At 59.4% G+C, this 25202-nt stretch carries 26 protein-coding genes, 1 tRNA gene and 2 pseudogenes; 16 read left to right on the forward strand and 13 right to left on the reverse strand.

Features of this window, described 5'->3' with window-relative positions:
• Positions 1-12: 12 nt before the first annotated feature.
• The gene (locus tag DC522_RS01300; protein WP_133239204.1) at positions 13-1992 is read right to left on the reverse strand and encodes a hypothetical protein; all 1980 of its coding nucleotides are present in this window, start codon (positions 1990-1992) and stop codon (positions 13-15) included.
• A gap of 57 nt (positions 1993-2049) precedes the next feature.
• Entirely contained in the window at positions 2050-3171 is a 1122-nt protein-coding gene (locus DC522_RS01305) for a calcium-binding protein (RefSeq protein ID WP_116526883.1), read from the reverse strand.
• A gap of 1220 nt (positions 3172-4391) precedes the next feature.
• Here DC522_RS01305 and DC522_RS01310 point away from each other — a divergent pair.
• The 12 genes and pseudogenes from DC522_RS01310 to DC522_RS01360 all read left to right on the forward strand — a co-directional run bounded on the left by DC522_RS01310 (position 4392) and on the right by DC522_RS01360 (position 12112).
• Positions 4392-5681 carry a site-specific integrase gene (locus tag DC522_RS01310; protein ID WP_116526884.1) on the forward strand — a complete coding sequence of 430 codons (1290 nt, stop codon included), beginning with the start codon at positions 4392-4394 and terminating at the stop codon, positions 5679-5681.
• A complete protein-coding gene (locus tag DC522_RS01315) occupies positions 5678-6367 on the forward strand; it encodes a hypothetical protein (protein WP_116526885.1) in 690 nt (229 codons plus the stop codon). Before DC522_RS01310 ends, DC522_RS01315 begins: the two co-directional genes overlap by 4 nt.
• 95 nt (positions 6368-6462) lie before the next feature.
• Positions 6463-6663, forward strand: coding sequence for an AlpA family transcriptional regulator (locus DC522_RS01320; protein ID WP_205769453.1), 201 nt, complete (start codon positions 6463-6465; stop codon positions 6661-6663).
• Positions 6664-6880: 217 nt separating this feature from the next.
• A complete protein-coding gene (locus DC522_RS01325) occupies positions 6881-7120 on the forward strand; it encodes a hypothetical protein (protein WP_116526886.1) in 240 nt (79 codons plus the stop codon).
• Positions 7121-7128: 8 nt separating this feature from the next.
• Positions 7129-7350 carry a hypothetical protein gene (locus DC522_RS01330; protein ID WP_116526887.1) on the forward strand — a complete coding sequence of 74 codons (222 nt, stop codon included), beginning with the start codon at positions 7129-7131 and terminating at the stop codon, positions 7348-7350.
• A complete protein-coding gene (locus tag DC522_RS01335; RefSeq protein WP_116526888.1) occupies positions 7347-9419 on the forward strand; it encodes an AAA family ATPase in 2073 nt (690 codons plus the stop codon). Before DC522_RS01330 ends, DC522_RS01335 begins: the two co-directional genes overlap by 4 nt.
• 146 nt (positions 9420-9565) lie before the next feature.
• Complete coding sequence (locus tag DC522_RS01340; RefSeq protein ID WP_116526889.1) at positions 9566-9928, forward strand: hypothetical protein; 363 nt, start codon at positions 9566-9568, stop codon at positions 9926-9928.
• A 65-nt stretch (positions 9929-9993) separates the two neighbouring features.
• A complete protein-coding gene (locus tag DC522_RS01345; RefSeq protein WP_116526890.1) occupies positions 9994-10632 on the forward strand; it encodes a hypothetical protein in 639 nt (212 codons plus the stop codon).
• Positions 10632-10883, forward strand: coding sequence for a hypothetical protein (locus tag DC522_RS01350; RefSeq protein ID WP_116526891.1), 252 nt, complete (start codon positions 10632-10634; stop codon positions 10881-10883). The genes DC522_RS01345 and DC522_RS01350 overlap by 1 nt, the downstream gene beginning before the upstream one ends.
• Before the next feature lie 2 nt (positions 10884-10885).
• Positions 10886-11023 (forward strand): annotated as a pseudogene (gene rpsU / locus DC522_RS35725) (30S ribosomal protein S21); the annotation flags it as partial.
• A gap of 262 nt (positions 11024-11285) precedes the next feature.
• The gene (locus DC522_RS35730; RefSeq protein ID WP_245443896.1) at positions 11286-11732 is read left to right on the forward strand and encodes a hypothetical protein; all 447 of its coding nucleotides are present in this window, start codon (positions 11286-11288) and stop codon (positions 11730-11732) included.
• Positions 11733-11812: 80 nt separating this feature from the next.
• Entirely contained in the window at positions 11813-12112 is a 300-nt protein-coding gene (locus DC522_RS01360) for a hypothetical protein (protein WP_116526893.1), read from the forward strand.
• An 80-nt stretch (positions 12113-12192) separates the two neighbouring features.
• Here DC522_RS01360 and DC522_RS35740 read toward each other — a convergent pair whose 3' ends face one another.
• The gene (locus DC522_RS35740) at positions 12193-14895 is read right to left on the reverse strand and encodes a calcium-binding protein (RefSeq protein WP_133239205.1); all 2703 of its coding nucleotides are present in this window, start codon (positions 14893-14895) and stop codon (positions 12193-12195) included.
• Between the two features lie 399 nt (positions 14896-15294).
• Between DC522_RS35740 and DC522_RS01370 the strand changes: the two genes are divergently transcribed.
• Both DC522_RS01370 and DC522_RS01375 read left to right on the forward strand, forming a co-directional pair.
• Positions 15295-15615: a hypothetical protein gene (locus DC522_RS01370; protein WP_116526895.1), complete on the forward strand. Its 321-nt coding sequence runs from the start codon at positions 15295-15297 to the stop codon at positions 15613-15615.
• Between the two features lie 555 nt (positions 15616-16170).
• On the forward strand, positions 16171-16542 hold the full coding sequence (locus DC522_RS01375; protein ID WP_116526896.1) for a Flp family type IVb pilin: 372 nt from the start codon (positions 16171-16173) through the stop codon (positions 16540-16542).
• A gap of 709 nt (positions 16543-17251) precedes the next feature.
• Here the strand turns inward: DC522_RS01375 and DC522_RS01385 are convergent.
• From DC522_RS01385 to DC522_RS01410, 6 genes and pseudogenes are all read right to left on the reverse strand, one after another.
• Entirely contained in the window at positions 17252-17875 is a 624-nt protein-coding gene (locus DC522_RS01385; protein ID WP_116526898.1) for a hypothetical protein, read from the reverse strand.
• Between the two features lie 16 nt (positions 17876-17891).
• The gene (locus DC522_RS01390) at positions 17892-18149 is read right to left on the reverse strand and encodes a WGR domain-containing protein (RefSeq protein WP_116526899.1); all 258 of its coding nucleotides are present in this window, start codon (positions 18147-18149) and stop codon (positions 17892-17894) included.
• Positions 18142-18891 carry a hypothetical protein gene (locus DC522_RS01395; RefSeq protein WP_116526900.1) on the reverse strand — a complete coding sequence of 250 codons (750 nt, stop codon included), beginning with the start codon at positions 18889-18891 and terminating at the stop codon, positions 18142-18144. Before DC522_RS01395 ends, DC522_RS01390 begins: the two co-directional genes overlap by 8 nt.
• A gap of 275 nt (positions 18892-19166) precedes the next feature.
• A complete protein-coding gene (locus DC522_RS01400; protein WP_245443881.1) occupies positions 19167-19736 on the reverse strand; it encodes a hypothetical protein in 570 nt (189 codons plus the stop codon).
• 100 nt (positions 19737-19836) lie between these two features.
• Positions 19837-20028, reverse strand: a pseudogene (locus DC522_RS37150) (HNH endonuclease); the annotation flags it as partial.
• A gap of 208 nt (positions 20029-20236) precedes the next feature.
• On the reverse strand, positions 20237-20476 hold the full coding sequence (locus tag DC522_RS01410; protein ID WP_116526903.1) for a helix-turn-helix transcriptional regulator: 240 nt from the start codon (positions 20474-20476) through the stop codon (positions 20237-20239).
• 115 nt (positions 20477-20591) lie between these two features.
• Between DC522_RS01410 and DC522_RS01415 the strand changes: the two genes are divergently transcribed.
• Together DC522_RS01415 and DC522_RS01420 are read left to right on the forward strand one after the other, a co-directional pair.
• Positions 20592-20846, forward strand: coding sequence for a hypothetical protein (locus DC522_RS01415; RefSeq protein WP_116526904.1), 255 nt, complete (start codon positions 20592-20594; stop codon positions 20844-20846).
• Positions 20847-20875: 29 nt separating this feature from the next.
• A complete protein-coding gene (locus DC522_RS01420; protein WP_116526905.1) occupies positions 20876-21346 on the forward strand; it encodes a hypothetical protein in 471 nt (156 codons plus the stop codon).
• An 84-nt stretch (positions 21347-21430) separates the two neighbouring features.
• Here the strand turns inward: DC522_RS01420 and DC522_RS01425 are convergent.
• From DC522_RS01425 to DC522_RS01440, 4 genes are all read right to left on the reverse strand, one after another.
• Positions 21431-21507 (reverse strand) — tRNA-His (locus tag DC522_RS01425).
• Positions 21508-21629: 122 nt separating this feature from the next.
• Positions 21630-22604, reverse strand: coding sequence for a tripartite tricarboxylate transporter substrate-binding protein (locus DC522_RS01430; RefSeq protein WP_116526906.1), 975 nt, complete (start codon positions 22602-22604; stop codon positions 21630-21632).
• A gap of 60 nt (positions 22605-22664) precedes the next feature.
• Positions 22665-24167 (reverse strand): tripartite tricarboxylate transporter permease, encoded by a 1503-nt coding sequence (locus tag DC522_RS01435; protein ID WP_116526907.1) that lies wholly within the window; start codon positions 24165-24167, stop codon positions 22665-22667.
• Positions 24167-24841 (reverse strand): tripartite tricarboxylate transporter TctB family protein, encoded by a 675-nt coding sequence (locus DC522_RS01440; protein WP_116526908.1) that lies wholly within the window; start codon positions 24839-24841, stop codon positions 24167-24169. Before DC522_RS01440 ends, DC522_RS01435 begins: the two co-directional genes overlap by 1 nt.
• Positions 24842-25202: the final 361 nt, after the last annotated feature.

Below are 25202 nucleotides of genomic sequence, written 5' to 3' on the forward strand. Positions count from 1 at the left end.
TCAATTTTCGTATTATGCACTTATTACATTATCACGTGGCGTCTGTCGCTCGTGATATTCCGCCATACCGGCCTCTTGCGAGAGGGACATCAGGTCGACGGCAATGCCAAACCCTCTCGACCTGTGGGACGGATCCGTGTCCCAAAGCTCGAGACCGGCGTGATGATGAACACGTCCCCCCTGCCCCAGAATGCCTATGAGCCACTCAACCCACGCACCGGCCAGTGTACAGCAGACCAAACTGCGCATTGGCGAGCATCCGATGAGATCGCTTGAGACAGCCACGGCCACGATGGCGTCATCGTTCAACAGAGAACACAGATCGTCGGCAGATATCTCGGCTACGCCAAGCCCCCTCTGCCTACGATTCGGCGCCAAGCCGATCAGCGCGGTTCGCGGCGCCTGGCGAAGATGGTTTGCGACCTCTGCCAACCACCCGTCACGCGGCGGGATAAATCCCGCCTTTAGCGCAACTAGAGCTATTGAAGGCTGCTGCGGTCGAAGGTGGAGTGCAGCGGCTTCAGTCGCATGAGCAGGCAACATCTCAACCGAGCCTTGAAAGCCGTACCGGGAGATCCATTCCTTAGCCTGGCGACACGTTCCCTCCGGATCATCTGTCCATGGCAGGGTCACGCGGATCGGCTGATCCGAAGCGATCGATGACCTCACACCCCAGAGAGTATTGTGAAGCCGCGTAAGACTTGCCTCTGCGGCAATCTGCAGATCAATGCTGGGCGGATTTTCGCTGCGAGAAGACAGGCCCATCCGTCTGACTGGCTGCATGATCGGGCGCCGAGCCCATGCTCGCGCGAGTGGCGACGCAATTTCTGCAAGAAAGCGCTCGTCGCCGTCAGCCAACGGCCAGAACGCCTGGATGAAATCGAGGCAACGATCTGTATTTCCCGGCTGGATCTGAACCCATTGCTGCACATGCTGATCGCCGATGTCGACACGAACTCGGCAGACCGAAGAGGGCGGCTGATCACGCAAGTCCACCTTTGCAACGAAGCGGGTTTTCAGCAGCTCATCATGAGGACAAGTGCAGGAGAGAAGATCCAGCGCGGTCTGTCGATCACACGAGGCCCCGAACGGCTCGATCTGCAGGTTGTCCAGAGGGGCTTCGCCCGTACTCTCAAGAAACACAAACAATTGGCCGGATGCAGAGAAGGCACGCTCAATGCTGAATCTTGCCCCTCGCTCAGCCAGAGGTATTGCAGCTGCCTTCGGCGAGGCAGCGATCAGGAACGGCGCAAGGCTCTGATAATCCGGCGATGTCGGCGACAGACGGTCGAGCAGGTTGCTCTTTGCCGAGGGAGCGAGGTTCTGAATCCAGACGATGGCCTCCTGCTCCGTGACAGGATCATTCAGCAGGTCGAGTTGCACCAGCTCGCCATTGATCTCGGTATAGGCCCGCTCGAATCCCTCCCGAGGAGCGACCAGGACTGCGTGCCCCTCTGTCCCGAAGCAGCCTGCTGATGCGCGATGAAGCCTCTGCTGCGCGACGTACAGACAGGCCTGCTCAGGCGTGAAGAGCCTGGGTGCGATATCGAGCGAGTAAACGGCCTTGTCGCCGATTTCGGCGGCAAGTCGGCATGATGCGCGCCAGGAGCACAGGAACGAGAGGAAGCGCTCGAGAGTGGAGTGGTCGTTCATTCCCCGGAGCTTGGGCAGAATGCGCGAGACGATGAACGACACGATCTGCGGCACGCCGGGAACCTGCCAGTAGCCGAGCCTGAAATCGAGCACAGGCTTGATTTCAGCACCACCGGAATCGCGAAGGACGGCGCAAATCGATCGTCCGTCCTGAAGGCCGCGAATTGGGATGGTGTAAAAAACCGTGGAGAACGACTGGGAGAAGATCCGGTGACGCTCGATCGGCGCCACAAAGCCGGTTGGACCTTCGATTCCTAAAAATTGGCAACCTGGGGGAAAGCTCCCCCAGACTGCTCCGATCTCGCCGGAAACCGGCACACACCAGAGTGGGCCCGCCATGTCCGAGGCATCCTGAGGACGCATCGCAGCTGTCTGGCCCACGGGATTACCTATCGGTTAGAGACCGAAGTGGAAGGCCGTGGCGTCCAGAGCGTCAGGATTGACACCGACGAGCTTGAACTTCGTTCCATCGCTGACGGTCACGATCGTGTTGCCCCTGCCGTCGCTCTCGATCTTCAGATCGCCCATGCCCTGAGCATAGGTATCCGACAGGTCGATGACATCGCCACCAGCGACATCGAAGTCCATGATCGTGTCCAACTTGCCCGTCTGCTGCTCGATCATGAACAGATCATCGCCGGCGCCGCCGGTGAAGACATTGGAGCCAGCGTCGCCCACGATGGTGTCGTTGCCCGCGCCGCCCAGGAGCCTGTCGTCGCCGGAGCCGCCGAAGAGCAAATCATCGCCGTCGCCACCGAGGACGCTGTCATTGCCGGAGCCGCCATACAGCTTGTCGTTATCCGTGCCACCGTCGATGGTATCGTTGCCCGAACCAGCTTTGATGGTGTCGTTGCCGGCATCGCCGTAGAGCTTGTTTCTGCCGGAGGTATCGACGACCCGATCATTGCCGGCGCCACCACGGACGGTGTCATTGCCAGCGCCGCCGTTGACAGAATCATCGCCGTCATCGCCGTAGACCTTGTCGCTGCCCGAGCCGCCATCGACGGTGTCATTGCCGGCGCCGCCCTTCACGACGTCGTCTTCGTTATTGCCGTAGACCCTGTCGTTGCCCTCGCCACCCAGAACGATGTCGTTTTTGTAACCGCCATAGAGCGCGTCATTGCCGGCATTGCCCGCCAGGATATCCACACCATCGCCACCCCTGATGACGTTGTTGCCGGCATTGCCCATGAGATTGTTCTTCAGCGAAGAGCCCGTGATGCTGGCGTTGGTGGAGCCAGTCAGCTGGACGGTACCCACGTTAAGCGCCGTGCCGATGGAGAAGGTCTGATCCGTCACGACCGCATCATAACCGCCGGAGAAGGCAACCCTGTCGCCAGCACCCACGATAAAGACATCGTTGCCGCGAGTGCCCCTAAAAGTCTCTGCACTAGACCGGCCGCGGTGGAAATTCTCGAATTCGACGAAGCCCCTCGGAAGGGTCTTGTTAATAGCCAAGTCTGCGAGACCCGGCTCGTTCCCAAATCCGTTGAAAAATGCACTTGGCGTCGTTGCCATAGTCTGCCCCTCTTCTGTTCACTTCCGGAGAATTGTCACCCGATAACCTAATTTATAACCTTTCGCAAGGTTATAGCAAAACTTCCGACAATTCTGCCTCTCGATGCATGTCCTACCCATTACCGACTCTCTGGAGAGGGCAATTTGGTACAGTATGGCAATACGACATGAGCATTCTCGCCTCTACTACCCGAATAGGTAGGGCTTCGGTAAGAACGCCAAATCTGGAAGATATTCTGATCAAGGAGACAATGTACTGTACCTCTCGTAGCGGAATCTCGCATCAGAAGGGTAACTGAGCCAACAATCTTCGATCAGGGTCGAAGTAGAGCACAAACAGAAGATGCCTGCCGTTGGAGTATTTACGAGGGGACAGTTCTCTCGCAACTTCGGGGAAACGCATTGATCTTGCCGGTCGATCATGGGCGGCCAATAGTGCCGTCATTCCAACGTACCCGGAGTGTCATGGGGGCCTCATCTGCTCACCCGAACCTGACGATCTTCGCACCAATCCTATCGTGCAGCAGGCCTCCAATGTTTTTTCAGGAAACCCGTGCCCTCCTCCTGATCGATGACCCAAGCGAGAATCGGCCCTTGGCGCTCGAAATCCTGGAACGGACTTTCCATTGATCCCGGCCGAACTTCGGGTCGCCTCGGCGCTTCTCAGAGGCCTGGATACGCAGTAGATTGCGAATGAACATGGGTCGGCGCCCAGGCAGTGCTCTATCACCTCAAATCGATTTTCTCCAAAACAAGAACCGGCCATCAGGGGCAGCTTATTAGCCTCCCGGCACGCCTCACCAATCACTTTTGGGCTGTCTGGGATCCTGCACTCAGGTATGCAGCCCCTGTTACCTGCAAGAGAAACCGGACCTGCAGCATGGACCAGACCCTAAGGGCCGGCTCATTGGATGCGTAAAAAGGGAGGGGAGCACCGCTTGGTCATACTCACCGATCTGGTGTGAGCAGCCCTCGAACCTGCGAGTGCTAAGTGCTTGATTTTGAATGGTACAGCCGCCCCGGCTCGAACGGGGGACCCCCAGATCCACAAGCAGATGACTTTAGGTAACTACCCCTAACAAGGTCAGATGCTTTTCTAGTGGAGAACTGCTTACACCATAAGGTTTTAAGCCAATTGTTAGGCTATGATTATCATTCTGGGTAACGGTCCATAACGCCTCGACTCCGTTACCCTAATGATACCCTGACAGGAGGCAATATTGGCCAAGGCCCTCACAGCCCAGAGTGTAGAGCGTCTTAAACCCGACTCGGGCAAGCGGCTGGAAATTCCGGATGGCCTGCTTGTTGGCCTCTACTTCATTATCCAGCCAAGCGGCGCCCGCTCGTGGGCCGTGCGCTACCGATATGCCGGAAAGCCATGCAAGCTCACCCTCGGCCCCTACCCTGCTCTTGATCTGGGAACGGCCCGATCCCGAGCTCGCGATGCGCTGCAAAAGGTGGCGGAGGGTCAGGATCCCGCGGCCGAGAAGCGGGAGGCGGCGCAAAAGGCCAAAGATGGTGAGCCCAAGCGGGATCTTATATCAGCGCAGCTCGATGTCTTCCTCGAGCGGCATGTTAGGGCCAAGGGGCGCGCTAGGTACGCCGGCGAGGTTGAGCGGCTCCTGAACCGGGAGGTTCGCCCGGTCTGGGGTGAGCGACGGGTCCAGGATATCACCAGACGCGATGTAATCGAGTTGCTTGACGGTCTCATCGACCGCGGCTCCCCAACAACAGCCAACCGGACATTTGCCGCTGTCCGCAAGTTCTACAACTGGCTCATTGAGCGGTCGGTACTCGACACCTCCCCATGTGCCCGGGTGAAACCTCCCGCGGAGGAGACGAGCCGCGACAGGATCCTAACGGATGACGAAATCCGCTGGCTGTGGAAGGCAACGGAGCGCACAGGCTATCCCTTTGGCCCCTTCGTCCGTCTCCTCCTTCTCACCGGACAGCGCCGCGACGAGGTGGCAAAGGCACGATATGGCGAAATCAAGCATGGGGATCTCTGGACTATCCCCCGCGAGCGAACCAAGAACGGCATTGCCCATGACGTGCCGCTGAGCGCCGCCACTCAGGAGGTTCTGGCCGGCATGCCCCGTGTCTTGAGCAAAGCCGGATACCTGTTCACCACAACTGGCGACTCCGCGATCTCTGGATACTCTGTCGCCAAGCGCCGCCTCGACAAGCGGATGCTGGAAGAGGCCCGGAAGGAGGCCGAGGAGCGCGGCTATGATCCGGAGAGCGTTCATCTGCCCGAATGGCGCCTCCATGATCTGCGCCGCACCCTGGCATCTGGTCTCGCCCGGCTTGGACATGCTCCGCACATCATTGAGGCAGTCTTGAATCACACCAGCGGGACAGTCAGCGGTGTCGCTGCTGTCTACAACCGCTACTCCTACGCCGATGAGAAACGGCAGGCGCTAGTGGCTTGGGGCCAGTTTGTTAATAATCTCGTTGGAGGAGCCAACGGCGGCAACATTCTGGCGCCTCAGGGCGGGAGGGGCGCATGACCGGTGCATTCGTCCTCGACCTAGCACCAGACTGCGTGAAACAGCCGATTCGCTATGACCTCGCGATAGTTGAGGCCGCAATGCTCTGGCCAGATGACGAGGGCGCCCGCGATGCTTGGTTGAGAGCCGCAAGACTGGAGACTCTAAGACATCCCCCTGAAGGTGTTGCTGATCACGACTTTCTACGCGAACTCTTCGCTATGGCATTGGAGACCCCACGCATACTCGATTTGAATCCCGCAGCGAATGAAAGGATGCGGCACGGCACTGTGGCAGGATGGGTATTCCATGAAGCAGTCAGACGCTCTGATATCAACGGCTTGGTGCAGTTTGGAAGCGTCGCCGCCGATGTAACGGAATTTCTCGCAAAGCGCCTTCGAGGAAAGATCCGCATATCGAAGAAGACGTTTGACAACGCGATCTGGCCGAGATTTCGAAGCGTTGCTCACTTTTGGGCAGCATACGTGTCCAACACGCTGTATGCCAGCGAGCAGTCACAGGCATTCCCGTGCAGATTAGACGGGCTTGTCCCCTTCCTTGGCATATCTGAAGCCTACCGCCTGAAGGGTGAAACACTCCGCGGAAAACAAGCCGCGGACACGCTACTCCGACCATCCGAAACTGTACGCATCCCGACTAATCTCCAGTTGCCTATGTATGGCTTGAGCTTCTCAGCACCGTCATAAAAACCATTCCCGTTTCACTCGGGAAAAGACTGCCGCAAACGCCGTAGGCAATGTGCTTACAGCGCAAGTGTTCTTGCGTCTTAGGAGATGTGAGGATGAACCCCAACGAAGTTATGTTGACCGCCAAGCAGGTCCGCACTCGGTACGGTAATGTCAGCGATATGGCGCTCTGGCGCTGGCTCCGAGATGAGCGGCTCGCCTTTCCCCAGCCTATTATTATCAACAACCGGCGCTACTGGAAATTGAGTGATCTTGCACAATGGGAGATTGCTCGGGCTGCTGAGAGGGCTGCGTAATGAGCTGCTTTAATCTCTCCCCTGCCCTGCTGGCAGGACCGCCCAAAAGAGAAACCGCCGCTCCGGGGGTAGGAGCCCGGAACAGCGGAAATAGCCTCAAGAAGCTCGGTAAAACTTCCAACATTAAATCTAGGGCGAAAGGCCCGCGATTGGCAAGCCTTCGCCTGAGGGGACTCTTCAGCGACGAAGGCCACTTCTACGGTTGGGAGGTGGCGCGTTGAGTAACGTCATCCAACTCCCGAACGCCCGCGCCCCCAAACTCGAAGACGCCAAGCCCGTAGGTGGCATTGAGCGGACAATTTACGTCTTCCCGGGCATGCGCGGCTGGGATGTCCACGTAAGCAGCGACGGCGGCGGCGCTGTCCTGGGTATGGGCCTTTCCAAGAGCGAGGCCATCAGGATCGCCGTCGAGTGGGTCCTCAAATGGAACTGCGAACTGTTTCTGCAGAACGATTGAGGCGGGGCATGAGCAACATCACCCACTTGCCAGCCGGTCTGCAGATCACTGTCGCATACTATGATGGCGCCTGGCGGGTCAGAGCCTACCGGAACGGACGCAGAGGACCGGCAGTAGCCTTCTCCACCAGAGAAGATGCCGAGAGTTACGCCGTAAGCCTTGCGCGCATCATCCGCCACAACGATGCGATACACGCGCGCAATGAGCGCCTCAACGGGGGTGCGCAATGAACGCTCACGCCCCCATACAGGCCGACGAGGCCACAGTCCGCGCATTTCTCACAACCCTGCATGCACATGCCGCAAGCGCATTCGAGGGTGCCAGCGATCCCGGCTACCTGCAGCTTGTCGTCGTTCATCCTGCCGTTGAAGGGGCAACCCCTACCCGGTTCGCCATTGGCGATATTGACGGCATGGTTAGGGCCTGCCTCGACTATGCTGCATCCGGCCACAACGTCTACGTCGAAGCCCGCACCGTTCCGAAGGCCACAAAGGGCAGAGGCTTAACAGCCGACACGCGCGGCGTCTTCGCCTTCGTGATCGACTCCGACAATGACAAGGACCAAGCCGGCCACGTCAACGCGCAACCATCCCTCATTGTCGAAACATCGCCGGGCAACCGGCACCTGTGGTTCTTTCTCGACCAAGCTCTCACAGCGGAGATGGCCAAGCCCATTGGTGACGCGATCAGAGCCGCAGCGGGTGCGGACCATGACACCGGAACGTTGACGCAACCTTACCGTGTCGCTGGAACGCCGAACTTTCCAAATGCCAAGAAACGCAAGCGCGGGCGCGTCATGACGCCCACAATGCTCCTGCAGCAGGACGGCACCATATGGACTCCTGAAGCCCTCCTCGGTGCGTTCCCGGTGCGGCCGAAGCAACAGCGCGCAACGCCCGCCTCGCGGCCTCATGATGGCAAAGGATTGCTGACAGTCGAGCCCCTCGTTGCAGAACGCGGAGAAAACCGTTCCGGACAGTTCCAGAGCGCCGTTAACGCGGCAGTCCGGGTCGGCATGACACCGGACGAGTTGGAAGCCCTAATGCGCCGACACCCGAACGGCTGCGCGTCCAAGTATCTTGAAGGCCGAGACCGTCTCAGGGTTGAGATTGAACGATCATGGGGAAAGGCGCCGGATGGGCAGGTCACGCAAGAGGCCGAGCCCCCCGCCCCTATTGTGGCCGCACCATTCCAATGGTGTGACCCGCAACGCATCCCAATGCGCCAGTGGATCTATGGCCGGCACTACATCCGCAAGTTCGTCTCCACGACGGTATCACCAGGCGGCGTCGGCAAGTCATCGCTCGGAGTGGTAGAGGCTCTCGCCATCGCCACAGGCCGCCCTCTCCTCGGAGTCCAGCCCGACGAGCAAACCAACGTTTGGGTCTGGAACGGTGAGGATCCGCTCGAGGAAATGCAGCGGCGCATTGTGGCGGCTGCCATCCACTTCGGCATCGGTCCCCAGGACCTGCAGGGGCGCCTGTTCGTCAATTCCGGCCGGGACACCGATATCGCCATTGCCGAACAGACCAAGAGCGGGACGGTGATCTGTGGACCGGTGGTCGAGCAGGTCATCGAGACAATCAGGGCGAACAAGATCGGCCTCGTGATCATCGACCCATTTGTCTCGTCCCACAGGGTTACGGAGAACGACAACAACGCAATCGACCGGGTGGCAAAGACCTGGGCCAAAATTGCTGACGTGACCGGCTGCGCCATCGAGCTCGTGCACCACGCTAGGAAGACCGGCGGCAATGAGGTGAGCGTAGAGGATGGCCGCGGCGCCGTGGCTCTCCTCGCTGCAGCTCGTGCAGCCCGGGTGCTCAATCCCATGTCGGAGGACGAGGCCGCAAAGGCAGGGGTCGAGAACCGTCGACTGCACTTCAGGGTCGACAATGGCAAGGCCAACCTCTCGCCAGTCGACCAAGCCCATTGGTTCAAGCTGGCGTCTGTCCCTCTCGGCAATGGCCCGCTCGGGTCTGAAGGGGACAACATCGGCGTTGTCACATCCTGGGCCTGGCCTGATCCTTTCGCTGATATGACGGTTGGGGACCTTCGGAAGGTGCAGCAAGCCGTTTCACAAGGACGCTGGCGCGAGAGCATTCTGGCAAGGGATTGGGTCGGCAAGGCCGTAGCTGAAGTCCTTGACCTCGATCCGCAGAACAAGGCGCACCGATCCAAGATCAGCAATCTGGTCAAGACCTGGATCAAGAATGGTGCCCTCAGACTCGTCGATGAAAAGGACGAGCGACGTGAGATTCGGACATATGTCGTGGTCGGAGAATGGGCCAATGACTAGGGTGCCGAACTTCGCAAAACTAAGTGCGGCACGAGTGCGGCAGTGCGGCGTTCCGGCTGCCGCGCCGCACTTCCCTATTAAGGAAGTGCGAGTGCGGCGCAGCGCGGCAGAAGGCGGAAATCAGGTGCGGCACCAGGAGGGGCGGCATGCGTGATACAGCCACCCTCTTCCGCAACCTGGCTGACGCCCTCGAGGCCGGAGAACGCAACTTCCTCCACGATCTCAGTGAGGCCCTGCAGACGCTGGCCAAGAAAACCGGTGATGCAGCCTGTGCCCGCGCTGCCCGCGCTATGAATCAGCAATCGCCGGGCAGGCCTGCGATGAACGACACCAAAGCCATTGAGGAGGCGCTGGATCTCTTTGAGCAAGGAGAGGCACGGTCCCTCTCTCAGGCCCTCTACCGTGTGGCCCGCCGGCTGAATCCATACGGCGACCGCAAATCCTGGCGAAGCATCGCTGAAAGACTTCGAAGAAAGTACGCCAAAACTAAGAAAGTATCCACGAAATAGTTTTAGTGGATTAGGCAAAGCCGTAGCTTCATGAAGAAGGTTAAGCCAAGACCCAGGAGACGGCAATGGCTATTCTGAAGCTAAAGACAACCGAGCCGGTAATCGCGGAAACTTTCCTGGTACAATCTCTGGAGGAATTGTCGCCCACTTATGCTGCACTTGTGAAGAAGCAGCGTGAGATCCACAACGAGATCAACCAGATCAGAGCCGAGACCGAGGCGGTAAAGAACGAGATCTTGGAACACAAGGCCAATCCGACCGTGACACCACAGCAGCAGCGGGTTGCCGAAATCCTCGGGGATGAGATTGCTCCCAAGGCGGGAGCCGAACTTCCCACCCGTCTTCAGGCCCTCACCAAGCGCCGCAGCGACCTTGACGCCGCGCAGGTCGAACTTACCCGCCGCATCTCGGAGGAACGTGGCCGCGCCTCTCGTCTGGTCTGCGACCAAGTGAGGGATCACCACAAGCAACTCGTGAAGAACATCTGCGAAAAGCTCTTGGTTCTCCACGAGGCGCACATCGCCTATGCGCAGTTCACGAACGCACTGAGCGCAGAGGATGTCGCATGGACGGCGCTGCATCCGATGTTCCCGTCCCTTCTCGGCAATCCCCACGACAACCAGAGCCGCGCTGCGCTCTACCTCCGCGAGGCGGCACAGAACGGCTTTATCTCCCGCGACGACATCCCGAAGGAACTCCGCTGATGATAGAGACCCGCATCCGCGAGAAGCGCCCGCGCCTCAACATTGCCGAGCCAGTGGGATGCGATCACACCATCACGTTCGAGGGGCGGCAAGTCTACTGTCCGCACCGGGACCCGGTGAAGATCGCGCTTTGGATCAAGCAGCGGCGCAACGATCCGAGCCTATGGGTGATGGACATCAAGCAACGCATGGCGGCCGAAATTGATGAGCGCGAGAGGAACCTCGCCCGTGCAATGGCTAGGGGTCTCTGACCATGCTTGTCCAAGTCTATGACAACGATGTGGACCGCGCTCTGCGTGCCCTTGAGAAGGGGATACGCAAGGCCGGTCTGCGTCGGGATATGCGCCGCCACGCAGAATACGAGAAGCCCTCCGAGCGCCGGAAGCGGAGAAAGGCCCTGGAGCGTGCGGATCGTCGCGCCCGCCTCAAAGCCATCAGGGAGGGCCTCATCACAAAGCCCGTCAGGAAGGCCAAGGGCGGGCAGCAACAGCAGAGGGTCGCCGTTCTCACCCATCGCACCAACGCCCGCCATCGGTCACGATACAGCCCGCACGGGGGCAGTCATGACCAGAGTGGGGGGAGGTCGGAACTCTGGGGCAATGGGGGCCTGGACCGGCCTGGGGCCTCTCTTTTGAGAAACGTGAGGTTTTTTGATGAAACGAGGACCAAAGGGCCGGGAAGAGCTGACGGTTGTCAGGAACATCCTCGATGCTCGCCCACAACCGCCAGAAGATCTCACAGAGGCGCAAGCGGAGACGTGGCGGGCCATCGTGAACCGGCTGCCGCACGATTGGTTCGGACGCGAGACGCTGCCGATCCTCGCGGCGCACTGCCGTCACGTCAGCACGCACAAACTGCTGTCGGACGCTATCGACCAGTTCGAACCGGATTGGCTGAAGGTGGAAGGCGGACTCGAACGGCTGATGAAGCTCACGGCCATGCGCGACCGGGAGACACGCGGCATGGTCGCGACAGCACGGGCGCTCAGGCTCACCAAGTCCGCCCAGATCCGACCGGAGACGGCAGGCAGAGCCGCACGAGACGCAGGCGCCGGGGATCGACCCTGGGACTGGCAGGCAGGGGGCGGGTCCAAACTTTAGTGGCTCTACCCTTCGGGAACCGGCCTTGGGCTCATGCAGAGATTTTACCCCTCCTTTGATTTCACGTGAGGAGTTTTGAAATGCCGAGAGGTGGAACACGACCAGGCGCCGGACGCCCCAAAGGAAGCAGTAAAGGTGTCCCGAAAAAGCAGGGACGCGAGCAGATTGCCCTCGCAAGGGCCAAAGGTCTCACGCCGCTCGAGTACATGCTCTCGGTAATGAACAACGAAGCTGAGGATCCAGCTCGCCGGGATCGCATGGCACAGGCTGCCGCTCCCTACGTCCACGCCAAGCTGGCACCCAAAGCAGCCGATACCGACGACAAGCGGATTGGCGAGCAAAAGACCGCTGAAGCGGAATGGAACGATCTTCTCAACTGATCCGCACGATACGGGCGCTTTTGGTGCGCTTGTGAGGGCGGGGCCGACCGCGGATGTACCGGCGGCCCCACTGGAATAGATCATAAAACGAAGTCCGTCGTGAAGAGACTTGTTACATTCAGCAGAGTGGCAACGAGGATCGGGTTTCCCTCCGGATCGCTCCCATCGGCGTCATACCATAGACGTCGAGTGTCCGTTTCGAAGATGAAAACCGGGCCTGCTGCACTTGCATTCGAGTCGAGGCCCTGTTCGAGGGTAGGCACGCCTCCCTGGACGACGAGTTTATCGCCTTCCGCGCGATTGAAATCGGTGATGATATCTGCGGGCCATTTACCATTAGTGAGGGAGAGGTCCAGCACAAAGAGATCTGCCCCCGCGCCGCCTGTGAGTACATCGCTGCCGCGGCCGCCATCCAAAGTGTCGTTACCACCCCGTCCGTTCAAAATATCTCCGCCATCACCACCTTCAAAATAGTTTGCTATGCCGTCCCCGAGGAAAACGTCGTCCCAGTCGGTCCCGATGAATTTCTCGATCTCGGAAAACCGATCATTGTGAGCGATACCAGCATTCGCCGCCTGATTTTCTAGATCAATATAGGCAGAATAAGCGGAAGAGGGTGAGGACACGATAAACTCGACTTCATCGCCATCAGCTCCCCCATGGACCTCATCGGCAGCCCCCTCATCAGCACCAATCTTAAACGTGTCGTTGCCATCGCCACCCCAAAGCGTGTCACGGCCCGCGTCATTATAGAGAGTATCGTTGCCCGCTCCGCCACTCAGGCCGTCATTGCCCTCCCCACCATACAGCGTGTCGTGGCCATCTCCGCCGTCCAGGCTATCGTTGCCTTGTTCACCATAAAGTGTGTCACGCCCCAACCCGCCCATGAGTGTATCGTCATCGGTGCCTCCAAAAACATGATCCTCGCCATTGCCGCCGTCCAGCAGGTCTCTCCCAGTGCCACCGACAAGACTGTCATCACCGCCCAATCCCCGGAGGTAATCAGCACCGCCACCGCCGTTGAGCGTGTCGTTGAGGGCATAGCCCGTGATGGAGTCGCCGAATTTGCTTCCGGTGATCTGATAGATCTCGATGCCCGTCACCAAGAAGCCACCGGGAGCGAAATAGGTGAAGAGATCATCCGCGGCAGTAAAGGTCAGCCCTGTCCCCAAAGCGGAATAGTCAGCCACAAGGGTATCGATCCCTAACCCGCCATCGACCGTGTCACCGAGCATTTCGCTCACAGCACCAACGTTGATGGTGTCGTCCCCAAGCCCACCCTGCTGCAGATCCTTTCCGGCGCCTCCTACCAAGGCATCATCGCCTGAATCGCCCTGCAGCACATCGTCACCACTCTCGCCATAAAGCACGTCGTCATTGTAGCCGCCGGACAACGTGTCGTTCCATGCCCCGCCGTACAAGGTGTCATTGCCCCACTCCCCGAAGAGGGCATCGTGCCCAGGTGTGCCGATCCAATCGTGGTACCGAGTAGAACTGGGCTCACTAGAGTCGCCAAATAAGGCATCGTTCCCGTAGCCTCCGAAGAGATGATCATCTCCTCCATTGCCAACGAGCGTATCTGCGCCGTATCCACCAACGAGCGTGTCGTTTCTGGATCCACCTGTGAAGGGATCTCCTCCGGGAGTTCCTGAAGGGGAGACCAGCAAGTCTCCAAGAATGTTGTCTGCCGACAACGCGATGTGCCCCTTCAGGGCAATCTGGAAATCGGCTTTGCGGTCGGCGTTGAGATCGCCCTCAACCACCGTGATGCGCGTGCCGTTGCTCGAAGTCGTATGATAGTAGTGTAGCTGCGGCCCCCCCTTCCCCGTGAAATCTCCGGTCAAGGCGAAGCGGCTGCTGATGCTTCGCAAGTCCAACACATCAGCGGGCGTGAAATCCGTAATCAGATCCCGCCTAGTCTCACCAATGCCGCTGTCTGCGATGTTCCGGAGCACGAAGATGTCAGCACCCGAGCCGCCGCTCAACGTGTCGCGCCCGATGCCACCTTCGAGAACATCGGTTCCCGAACCGCCGCTCAGCCAGTCATGACCTCCTCCGCCCTGGAGTGTGTTCGATAGGCCGTTGCCGACGATTACGTCATTGTATCTTGAGCCCACCACGCGCTCGATATCCGACAGCCTGTCGCCGGTTGCGTGCCCGCCTGAACCTGTTCCCGTTGATAGATTGATGCTCACACGCGCATCCGATCCTACGTAACTTATGGTATCGATCCCTGCTCCGCCGGAGATCGTGTCTGCTCCAGCGCCACCCGTGAGGGTATCGCGCCCATCGCCCCCGAAAAGGGCATCATTTCCGAGACCGCCGTCCAAGCCGTCATTTCCGGAGCCTCCGTTCAAGCGGTCTGCGCCACCCTTGCCATAGAGCCGATCGTTTCCAGTCACGCCAAAGATTGTGTCGTCGAGGCTCGAGCCCGTAATGACATCATTGCCCTGCACGAAGAGACTGAGCGGAAGACGCGAGACATTCTGGACATAGACCGGATCATTGGTGGCGACGGAAAGCCGTGTCTGACCGTTTTCCAGGAGCACCAAAGAAGAGACGTGACCCGTCAGAGTTGCTTTGAACTTATTGAATGCAAGTGCGCCTCCGACTTGGATTGAGAAGGTCGATCCATAGGAGCCGCCCTTGATCAGCGGTGTCGAAAACGAGGAAGACGTGTAGGACTTGGTGGTCAGTTGCGACCAATAGCTGTTAAGTTCTGGAATGTTGCCAGCCGCATCCATCCGGAGACGGAATCCGGGACTTGCCGTAATGTGCGCCACGTTTATTTCCCCTGCCCAGGAGACATTATTCGCAGACTCTGCGAACTGAGCAATCTTGACGGCACAGTTTTTCTTAGTCCTTCCGAAGGAGGGGCGATCTCTTTAGAGGTATTACCGCACACTCTGTTACTTTACCGGCCAGCAGTCCCAGAAACGTGCCTCTCGCCACTGCGTTGCCCTCTGATCCGGATCAGCTAAAAAGTGCTGACACTTGGGTTGGGCGGTGCGGGTGCTCACAGCCGCGCGATCAAACTACTGAAGCTGAAAGCTGCCTGATCAACGTTTGCCCTGCTGCTAGACCGGAGCGGGGCGTACAGGCGCGGCTGATACGTTTGATACGACTGAACCTGTCGGCCGCCCTGCCGTTTCCTTCAGGGGTTCTCTGACAGGACACGGCCCATGATCACCCGCACGCTGCTTCTCGGTCTTCTGGCTCTTGGGGCCATGCTGCCCACGGCGGCTCTGGCTCAGGCCGATCAGATCCTTCGCAATCCGGACGGAACAGTCGTTGACCCGGTGCTGCGCTACCCGGATGGCACCCCCGTCCCGGCAACCGCCCCAATCGTGCCGCGAGAGATCATCGTGAACATCCCGCCGCGAGATGTCGATGTGGCCGGCGCGGTTCTCCCGGTACTCCCGCAGCGGGTTGATCGTCCTGGCTGCGCGGTCCAAGGCTATGTCGTCGGTCCGAACCAGCGGGTTCGTGTCCATCGATGCTGAGGATTAGCGGGCCGGTTCCTTGCCATGAGGGCGGGGCCGCCACGGATGTACTGGCGGCTCCGTTTTTTGGTTCATCGCTGCTATCGAGAGGCAAGCCCAGTGTATCTGGGCTTTCGCAATGAACGGGATGTCTTCGAGTTCAAGATGCGCCGAGGCTAAACTTCGGCATCATCCTGTTTATCGTCTTGCTTATTGTCTTCGGTCTGGGATTCATCCAGACCGTCCCCATCGAACAACATGTGACCAATTGACTGTAGAAGGTTCAGAACCATCGTTCTCCCTCAGTTGGTTCGCATGGACAGCATAAATTGGTAAGAACGGATAGAGAGATTCTCCAATGGGGTAGCGACGGCCTGTCACGCCACCAGAATATCCCGCCGATCGTCCTACAAGGTCTCACCAGTATTCGCATGCGCAGCAGAGAAGCCAGACCGGCCTCTCGCGCGCGAGGCGGACGGCACAAGAAGCTCGCTCGGTGCGATTACTCCGTCTGATCGCTCGCGGCTCGATAGGAACGCTGTCACTAATAGCTGAACAACCTCGATAGGAGAGACAATGGGGACGCGGGGGCGGTTCTGGCAGCATGTCGTTCGAGATGATGCCGGCGCGGCAATGGTTGAGTATTCGCTTTTGCTCGGCCTGATCGCAGGCGCGGCGCTGATCTCCATCGTGGGGGCTGGCACTCAGCTTGCAGCTCAGTGGCAGCAAGCGAGCGTTGCGATCAGTGGCGCCTCCTTCGGCGGGCCACCCGCGGGCTCGGGGGGCAGCGGCGGCGCTGGAGGTACTGGCGGTAACTACGGCAACAACGGCAATGGCAACGGTGGTGGCGGGGGCAACAGCGGCAGCGGCAACGGCGGTAGCGGCAACAACGGCAACGGCAACGCCGGTAGCGGAAATAACGGCAATGGCGGTGGCAAGAACAAATAGACCGCTATCCTGCCGGCATAATGGGTGTTGGACCGTCAATCACCACAAATCACGATAGCCCCGTCGCTTGGCATAAACTGCCTTATCGGAAATTAAGGACGATCTTCCCGCACGGGCGCGTAAGCCCCTATGCTCAGCCATCAATCCACGAGCGACGAGATGAAAGTCAGGAGGATGACATGGGTGAATGGTCAGACGCTATCGAGGATGGGGTGTTCTGCGCCCGTTGTCAGGTGCTGTTGTTTGTCGAAGGTGAACCTTTATCAGGCCGCCCTACGCTGTGCGACAACTGCCAACGCGAGGAACCGCCCCTACCGCCACATCGCTCTAAAGTAAATCCAGAGCGTTTGGACGTGCCGCAACCTCTTGGGCCAAACTGGCTTCCTCCGCGCAGGTAAGCCGCTATGCTCAGAGCCTAACTTGCGGAAGGAATAACATGGTTACTTGTAAGCCCTGCCCTGTTTGCGGCGGAACCGAGTTCAGCACCGATTTTACCGAGGTAGGTAACGGAGAAGTCGAGGCATACATCATTTGCGATTCCTGCGACGAGGATGACGACACGCAGGGACCACCAGCGAAAGCCTTCGATGAAGTGGGAGCGGAAGAAGCTGCCATCCGGGCTTGGAACCACTGGGTAGACAGCCACCGCAAACATTAGGGCAAGGCTTCATCACAGATCTCGGTACCTCCCGCCAGCGCTTTGCGCGCCCTAAACAAGCACCGGAAGCTCAATCTTCAGGCTGCTCAAGACGTTTGCCACTTGGAAGCATCCCCAAGCGAAGAACCCGAGCGCCCCGCTGCCTAACAGCAGCGCAAGCCAAAAACTTATGCCGGTGCCGCGCGAGTTGGCATTTGTGTAATTGCCGGGCCACTGCTCTTGGAGTTTCATCATGTTGTTGGCCAGATCGCCCGGCCCTGCGGTCGTCCGATGGTGGAACATATAGTTCACGTAGGCAAAGAGCATCGAGAGAGCTGTGCATATAAGTCCCAGCGCATACTTGGTAAAGGCGGGAACGAATAGCGCGGGGGCGAGCGTAATGGCGCCGCTACTCTTCCCGAGCGTGCCGCCAATAAATGTCAGCAAGGCAACTATGGCACCGCCGTTGAGAAGAAAGATCGTCCTTAGTGCAAGCTGGCCATATTCCTTCAGATGCTTCTCGTACTGCATCGAATAGTCATGGACCTGCCGCGCATATTCTTTGCTGGCTTCGAGGATTTTCGCCCGTTCGAGCTTTTCTCTTTCGAACTCGATCTGATCGAGCGTCTTCCCGGCATCGAATTGCTGTTGCAGGCCTAGCTTATGCAGCTCGAAGTTCTGATCTTTATCGCTCATCCAATTCCCCCCTGTCCTATAGGTCACGGTATCCTCGCTTTCGCTTCGCCCGTGCGATTGTCTCCAGCACCACCCCGGCATCGAGCTCGTTGGCGAACACCGCAACCAGCTCTTGTCCATTCGTGCCAATACGCCCGCAATTCCGCACCAGGCGCACGGTCCCGAACAGGTCGCGCTCGATCATGAGGCTGTAGAAGCGCCGGATCCCCTGCCCTGGGTCGATCTGGTGCAGAACGACGTTGTGCTGGACGGGCGAGCGGATGTCATCAAGCATCCTGCACTAGATACTCCCGGACCTTGTCCGCGAGTGCCACGGCTGTGTTGGTGATCTGATCGAGACCAGTCCCTCTGATACGCGCAAGCACAAGAGGATTGGCCCGATAGCGTTCACTCCGCACAAGCGTCTCCAACTCATCGGCGATTTGATCCAAGGCCGCAGACATCAGCGGAATTCGAGCGACTGGCGTGACATTACGCCCAGACAGTTGGCTCAGTGCCCACGCCTGAGACCTTCCAAGCACCTCAATAATGGCGTCAACAGACCCATTCTCTTCTGACAGTCTGATGCTGGGAGGGTCAATCAGAGAGATGGTTTCCGTATCGGTAAGCAGGGAAATGTTTATTCCATCCCTCACAAGGTAAGCTGCCAAGTAGTAGAGCCTCTGACGGTGTTCATCGTACTCTGCGCGCACCTGCATGATCTTGGTTTGGTTCGCACTTTCTTGGGCCTGTTTTGCGAGTTCTTCCCGGCTTTCTTTGAGCTCTTTTCTCTGCAGCCAGGTCGAAACGAAGAACCACAGGAAGGCAAGGGGGGCGAAGGTGCCCGCGAGGGTATCGCCAACAGCGTTGGACTCAATGTCCGGGTTAAAGCCGAATAGCCATCGGTCATACCCAGCAAAGTTTAGGGCTGTCGCCAGAACAACAAGGACGAGGTAGGCCCCGGTAAATCGTGAGGCAGCTGTGAATAGGAGATCCTCCCGCCGCACTGAGGTGTCTTCTTGATCGTTTTGCATCATCTAACCCCCAGAATCTGGCACTGCCCTACTCTCACCCACCTCGTCTCTGCCGAATGCCGTTGTTGGGTTCCGTCTGAACGTCACTTGCAGACAGACAATCACAAGGGCGGCCTCTCGACCGCCCTCTGCTCCTAAGAGCCCTTGCCTCGCCTTGCCGGGCCTAGCCTAGCCACACCGGGCCGCGCTGTGCCGTACTCAACCTTACCGCGCCGAGCCCCGCCTAACCAGACCACATCCGACCATGCCTAGCCTGGGCGCGCCTAGTCTAGCCAAGATTACAGCGCCTTTACGCTGAAGCGTCCAAACTTCGGACGCCAATCACCGATGCCGATGATCTTGCCCGCCGTCTGGACCATCTCCTCGACCTCACTCCGGTTCAATTGATCCGGCATGAAGTCGACAGAGATCTCGCATGCCCAATTCTGAAAGATTGGGCGTGTTCTCATAACCTTGTTCTGCTGGACTTTCACACCGGCCACAAGGCGAAACCGCTCATCCTTCCACAACTCGTCAGCTGTCTGAGGCCCGTCATACTCAACCGGGAAATTCCCGTCCGAGATGATACCTGCCTTCGCCTGCTGCCCGCGCTTTTGTTTCTTCGCCGCCTCAATCAGTGCCGCCTCGATCACCTCGCCCGGAATGCAGGGGGCACCATCAAGAAGGTAAAGTCCACCGAGAAACTCGAGTCTCGCTAACTCCTCAAAGTCGGCGTCAGTCTTCGCTCTTTTCGCAGATACCCGCTTCATCGCCTTCGCAATCGGGTCTAGCGGGTTCGCTAGCCTGCCGTTGTGCATGACCAGGGGTGATGCGCCGATGAGACGAAACTTCAATGTCTGATAGTTCATAGCGGATCTCTGCTCTGGCGGGGGTAACGCGTCCGTAATCGCTGACATCGGGTGCCTGGAGGCGGTACCGCCGTCTGCGCAGGAATGTCGTCACTTCTTTGTGGCAGTCTGCGCAAAGCGTCGTGAGATCATCGAGCGTCTCCAGCCCCAAGCTAGGACCATAGCTGCGATGATGCACCTCAAGCTGCTCTGACGCATTGCAGACACGGCACCGATGGCCATCCCGCACAAGCGCCTCCTGGCGTTTCTGCCGCCATTCGGGCGATGCGATATAGGCTTCATAGGCATCCACGGCGCCAGCCTTTTACTGCCAAGCTGCACGAGGATGAACGATACGGGGCACAGGGTCGGCTCAAAAGAGCCTCTTCCGAGTAGTTCTGAGTTACCCTCACACATCCCGCGGCGGTGCCTCGCTACTACGAAAGCGAAGAAGCACTGGGCGACAATTACCAAGAATGCGCCAACATGAATGTAGCCAGCGGATAGTTGACCGCGGAGGATCAGGCTGCTCCCGGGCTTTTCCGCTTCAGTTTTACGCCTGGCTCGTCGCCGTTCGTGAATTCAACGCCCGCTTGCTCTAACGCTCGCTGAATTGCAGCGAGATTGTTCACGCTCGGCACACGACGGCCCTTCTCGAAGTCCCTGATGGTACTTTCCCCGAGATTCGATCGAGCTGCGAGTTCCAACTGTGACCAGTCGAGAAGCCCTCGTGCAGCGCGCGACTGAGCTGGTGTGATCATCGGCCCCCTCTCAACGCTTTCCGATTATCACAAACGAAAACCGTTGACATCTGCATAATTCAACGCTTATCGTTAATCGTCAACGAAAAGCATCAACACCCAGGGAGTCCTGCTCATGATCACCCCTCACCTCCGCCTTGTGACTGTCAATGGACGCCAAATCGCTCCTATTCCCAAGCGCCTGATCCGGGCTCGGGCCATCCGCCGGGAGCGCGAAATCATTCTGACCCTTATAAGGGAGCAGCTGCATTTCCTCGCACACTCTGTCAGCCGCATGCAGACACTGGCAAGCGATTTGGAAGGAAGTCTCGGGATCGCTCTGCCGAACTTCACTGACCTGCCCAACGGCCAGCCGGGCGCGTCCGCCTGATCCCTTGTCACCCCACATAGGAGACCACTATGTCGACAAAGCAAGACGTTCTGTCCCGCCGTTCCACCCTGGGAGGCGCACTTGCGGTCCTTGCCGCATCCCCTACTCCGGCAGCAGCCACTCCCACGGGCGATGACAGCGCCCTTATTGCACTATGCCAAGAATGCCGACAGGAAGTGGAACGCTTACAGGATGCCTACAGACAAGTGGATGAGGCAGAAAAGGCGGGCCTGGATTGGGCATCAGGGCTCGGCGCATACCACAAACATGCTGTCGAGATCTCGGACAGGGTGCGCGAGATGGAGAACCGGATCGCTAGGACACGGGCGAGGACACCGGACGGGATGATCGCGAAGGTTCGGGCCGTAGTGGAGGATCCCGCGGCGATTCAGGATGTCGGTGATTTTGCGCGTGTGCTCGAGGAGAGATTGGATGCAGGCCATCTCATCGGCCTCTCGCTCATTCTTGATGTGATGAATATGAATGAGCGAGGGGCATGACACCTGGCGTGGTGCCTGTTACCCTGAGCGTTACCCTCAGACTTTAATGTCGGAGGTTCGAATCCGCTAAGCGCTTGAAATCTATGGTACAGCCGCCCCGGCTCGAACGGGGGACCCCCAGATCCACAATCTGGTGCTCTAACCAACTGAGCTACGGCTGCACGTGAGGCAGGGTGTAATCGCGCCGGCGATCAATTTCAAGGCTTCTTTGAGGTCGCAGAGGCAGAAATGACAACGGCGGGCCGTTTCGCCCGCCGTTTGAAAAGATTAAGTTTGCGAAACCTTACTCAGCGGTGGCTCCGGCAGCCTTGAGGACCGGGGTCCAGCGGGCCACTTCGCTATTGACGAGCTTCTGGAGGCCTTCCGCGGTCCGCTCCTCGGCGCTCGGGAGAACGCCGCCGAGTTCCAGCAGGCGCTTCTTGGTGTTCTCGTCGTCGAGGGACTTCACAAGGGCGTCGTTGAGCTTCTTGACCACGTCTGCGGGCGTGCCCTTCGGGGCGAACATGGCGTTCCATGCGCTGACCTGATAGTCGCCGAGGCCGGCTTCCTTCGTGGTCGGCACGTTGGGCAGAACCGGCGAGCGCTCAGGGGTCGCAATGGCGAAGGCCTTGATGTTGCCGCCCTGGATCTGCGGGGCCACGTTGACGATCTGGTCGGTCATGAAGTCGACCGTGTTGGCCATGAGGTCGTTCAGCGCAGGGCCCGTGCCGCGATAGGCCACCATGGTGGGCTTCGCCTTGATGATCGAGTTGAACAGGATGCCTGTGGAGTGGGATACGGAGCCCACGCCCGCATGGGCCATGTTCACCTTCTCGCCATTGGCCTTCATGTAGTCGAGGAAGCCCTTCAGGTCGTTGGCCGGGAAGTCCTTCCTGGCCACGATGACGATGGGCGTGCCGGCGGCCATGCCGACGGCAGCGAAGTCCTTCGTCGGATCGTATTTCAGGTTGGGATACAGCGCCGGCGCGGCGCCGTGGGTGCCCATGTGGCCCATCATGATGGTGTAGCCGTCCGGCTGGGCCTGCGCGGCGCGGGTGATGCCCGTGGTGCCGCCAGCGCCCGCCACGTTCTCGATCACGATCTGCTGGCCGAGCGTGCGGGACATGTGGTCGGTCACGATGCGGGCCACGACGTCCGTCGGGCCGCCAGCCGCGAAGGGCACGATCATGGTGATCGGGCGGCTTGGGTAATTCTGAGCCTGTGCGCCCGTTGCTGCCAAACTGGCGACGGCGGCAAGGGCCAGTGCGATCTTCTTCATTGATTTCCTCCCAAGGAAAGTTATGAGCTTACATTGTGGGCACAGGGCCTCGAATGCAAGCTACTCCGTAAACACCTCGTCCCTCCCCTTTCGTATGGCGGGCAGGAGCGCGATGACGAGCAGGATGGCCGCCACGGCCAAGAGCCCTGCGCTGACCGGACGCTCGATGAAGGTCTCGAGCGACCCACGCGACAGGATCAGCGCACGGCGCAGGTTCTCCTCCAGCAGCTTGCCCAGCACGAAGCCCAGCAGCATCGGCGCAGGCTCGAAGCCGAACTTGATCAGCATGTAGCCCACGAAGCCGAAGAGAGCGATGAACATGACATCGGTCGGCAGCGAGTTGATGGAGTAGATGCCGATGCAGCAGAACATCAGGATTGCCGGGAACAGCAGGCGATACGGCACTTTCAGCAGCCGCACCCAAACGCCCACCAGCGGCAGGTTGATGATGAGCAGCATGAGGTTGCCGATCCACATGGAGGCGATCATGCCCCAGAACAGATCGGGGTTCTTGGTCATCACCTGCGGGCCCGGAATGATGCCGTGGATCGTCATCGCGCCGACCATCAGCGCCATCACCGCATTCGGCGGGATGCCGAGCGTGAGCAGCGGAATGAAGGAAGTCTGGGCGCCGGCATTGTTGGCGGATTCGGGGCCCGCCACGCCCTCGATCGCCCCGCGGCCGAAGCGGCGCGGATCCTTGGCGAGCTTCTTTTCCAGGGTGTACGACGCGAAGGGGCCGAGCACGGCGCCGTTGCCCGGGAGGATGCCGAGCATGGCGCCGATGAACGTGCCGCGGATTGCCGGCTTATAGGCTTGCCGGAAGTCATCCTTGGTCGGCAGCAGACTGCCGATGGCTTGGCGAACGACGTCGCGATGCTCGGTATGGTCGAGATTGCGCATGATCTCGGCAATGCCGAAGATGCCCATGGCCAGCACCGCGAAATCGATGCCGTCCGAGAGGAAGGCGAGACCGAAGGTCATGCGCTCCTCGCCCGTCTCGAGGTCGAGGCCGACCGTGGAGAGCAGGACGCCGAGAACGATCATGGCCACGGCCTTGAGGATCGATCCGCGTGCGAGCACCACCGCGAAGACGAGGCCCATGACCATGAGAGAGAAATATTCCGTCGGACCGAAGAGCAGGGCGAGGCCGGTGAGCGGCTTGCCGAGAGCCGCGATGACGAGGGTCGCCACTGTGCCCGCAAAGAACGAACCGATGGCGGCAACGCCAAGCGCCACGCCTGCACGCCCCTGACGGGCCATCTGGTGGCCGTCGAGGGCGGTGACCACGGAGGTGGCCTCGCCGGGGATGTTGACGAGGATCGCCGTGGTCGAGCCGCCGTACTGCGCACCGTAATAGATGCCGGCGAGCATGATGAGCGCGCCTGTCGGCTCGAGGCTGAAGGTGATCGGCAGGAGCATCGCGATGGTGGCGATGGGCCCGACACCGGGCAGAACGCCGATCAGCGTGCCGACGAGGCAGCCGATAAAGGCCGAGAGGATGTTCTGCAGCGTGATGGCGACAGAGAAGCCAAGGCCGAGATTGGAAAACAGATCGCCCATCAGATCCTCCCGTTATGGTCGGCGACATCGATCGTCGCTTGGCGACGGCCGCGGGTCGTGAGGAATACAAGGACAGCCAAAAGAGCCATGATGGCAGCGATGGTGCGCAGAATGGCGTTCTGCGACCAGCCAGCAGGGAACAACTCGGCCAAGGCCCGCGGGAACAGCGGGATCGGCAGGTTGAGCAAAGCACTGTCGCCAAAGAGAACCATGCAGAAGGGCGTCAGGCTTAAGCTGAGGATCACAAGATCCCTGAAACGTGCCTCGGGCGTCGCGAAGCCGCCGATCAGGATGGCGAGAGGCCCCGCCACCATGAGTCCGAGCCCCGGAATGGCGAGATCCCCGAACGCATAGCCGCGGATCGTCACGGCGAAGGCCAGGATCGCCCAGATGATGAAGAAGGGCCCCCGGATGCTCCAACGCTCCAGCGGCTCGCCATCCTTGAGGAAGGCGAAGACGATAAGGGCAAGCCCCGACAGGCCGACGCCGAAGGCGAGCCAGCGGGGCAGCATGGCTGGGCCCATGGCGTTCAGGGTGCCCTGATCCAGATCTCGGGTCAGCCACAGCGCTAATGCGGCGAGAAAAACCAGGAAGAGCCCGCCGGCAAGGCTTTGCGGCGCCCGGATCGGCCCATGGCGCGAAGCCGCCCCCGAGCCTTCGTGAGAAGCAGACATGAACGACCTCCCGAACGGGCGCCTTGAGGCGCCCCACCTTTTCATTTGCTATGTGGCCCAAGGCGATAGCTCGGATCAAGCGTCTGTTCCATAAGGCTTAGGTCTTCTCAACAGATCCTGCTCACCCGCCGGGAGCCTGGATTTACGGAACGAAGCCTGACAAAAGTCCTTATATCGCAGGGGCGAGCCGCGGAAAGCATGGGCAGTATGACTTGATCGACCGCTTCAGCTTGTCTAGAAATTCGCGCTGGTAGCCAGGCCGGGCCCCTCTGGTCGCTCATTCCTTGGGCGGCGATGTCGGACTGGATGAACCAGGGTGGCCTGGATTCGTTCAAGAAGACGGTTGCGCCCGCATCTTAAG

Source organism: Microvirga sp. KLBC 81, assembly GCF_003075415.1.
Taxonomy (GTDB): domain Bacteria; phylum Pseudomonadota; class Alphaproteobacteria; order Rhizobiales; family Beijerinckiaceae; genus Microvirga.

Coding starts and splice junctions, on each gene's coding strand:
- DC522_RS01300 (WP_133239204.1), bottom strand. CDS start 1,992: ATGGCGGGCCCACTCTGGTGTGTGCCGGTTTCCGGCGAGATCGGAGCA.
- DC522_RS01305 (WP_116526883.1), bottom strand. CDS start 3,171: ATGGCAACGACGCCAAGTGCATTTTTCAACGGATTTGGGAACGAGCCG.
- DC522_RS01315 (WP_116526885.1), top strand. CDS start 5,678: ATGACCGGTGCATTCGTCCTCGACCTAGCACCAGACTGCGTGAAACAG.
- DC522_RS01320 (WP_205769453.1), top strand. CDS start 6,463: ATGAACCCCAACGAAGTTATGTTGACCGCCAAGCAGGTCCGCACTCGG.
- DC522_RS01330 (WP_116526887.1), top strand. CDS start 7,129: ATGAGCAACATCACCCACTTGCCAGCCGGTCTGCAGATCACTGTCGCA.
- DC522_RS01335 (WP_116526888.1), top strand. CDS start 7,347: ATGAACGCTCACGCCCCCATACAGGCCGACGAGGCCACAGTCCGCGCA.
- DC522_RS01340 (WP_116526889.1), top strand. CDS start 9,566: ATGCGTGATACAGCCACCCTCTTCCGCAACCTGGCTGACGCCCTCGAG.
- DC522_RS01345 (WP_116526890.1), top strand. CDS start 9,994: ATGGCTATTCTGAAGCTAAAGACAACCGAGCCGGTAATCGCGGAAACT.
- DC522_RS01350 (WP_116526891.1), top strand. CDS start 10,632: ATGATAGAGACCCGCATCCGCGAGAAGCGCCCGCGCCTCAACATTGCC.
- DC522_RS35730 (WP_245443896.1), top strand. CDS start 11,286: ATGAAACGAGGACCAAAGGGCCGGGAAGAGCTGACGGTTGTCAGGAAC.
- DC522_RS01360 (WP_116526893.1), top strand. CDS start 11,813: ATGCCGAGAGGTGGAACACGACCAGGCGCCGGACGCCCCAAAGGAAGC.
- DC522_RS01370 (WP_116526895.1), top strand. CDS start 15,295: ATGATCACCCGCACGCTGCTTCTCGGTCTTCTGGCTCTTGGGGCCATG.
- DC522_RS01375 (WP_116526896.1), top strand. CDS start 16,171: ATGGGGACGCGGGGGCGGTTCTGGCAGCATGTCGTTCGAGATGATGCC.
- DC522_RS01385 (WP_116526898.1), bottom strand. CDS start 17,875: ATGAGCGATAAAGATCAGAACTTCGAGCTGCATAAGCTAGGCCTGCAA.
- DC522_RS01390 (WP_116526899.1), bottom strand. CDS start 18,149: ATGCTTGATGACATCCGCTCGCCCGTCCAGCACAACGTCGTTCTGCAC.
- DC522_RS01395 (WP_116526900.1), bottom strand. CDS start 18,891: ATGATGCAAAACGATCAAGAAGACACCTCAGTGCGGCGGGAGGATCTC.
- DC522_RS01400 (WP_245443881.1), bottom strand. CDS start 19,736: ATGAACTATCAGACATTGAAGTTTCGTCTCATCGGCGCATCACCCCTG.
- DC522_RS01410 (WP_116526903.1), bottom strand. CDS start 20,476: ATGATCACACCAGCTCAGTCGCGCGCTGCACGAGGGCTTCTCGACTGG.
- DC522_RS01415 (WP_116526904.1), top strand. CDS start 20,592: ATGATCACCCCTCACCTCCGCCTTGTGACTGTCAATGGACGCCAAATC.
- DC522_RS01420 (WP_116526905.1), top strand. CDS start 20,876: ATGTCGACAAAGCAAGACGTTCTGTCCCGCCGTTCCACCCTGGGAGGC.
- DC522_RS01430 (WP_116526906.1), bottom strand. CDS start 22,604: ATGAAGAAGATCGCACTGGCCCTTGCCGCCGTCGCCAGTTTGGCAGCA.
- DC522_RS01435 (WP_116526907.1), bottom strand. CDS start 24,167: ATGGGCGATCTGTTTTCCAATCTCGGCCTTGGCTTCTCTGTCGCCATC.
- DC522_RS01440 (WP_116526908.1), bottom strand. CDS start 24,841: ATGTCTGCTTCTCACGAAGGCTCGGGGGCGGCTTCGCGCCATGGGCCG.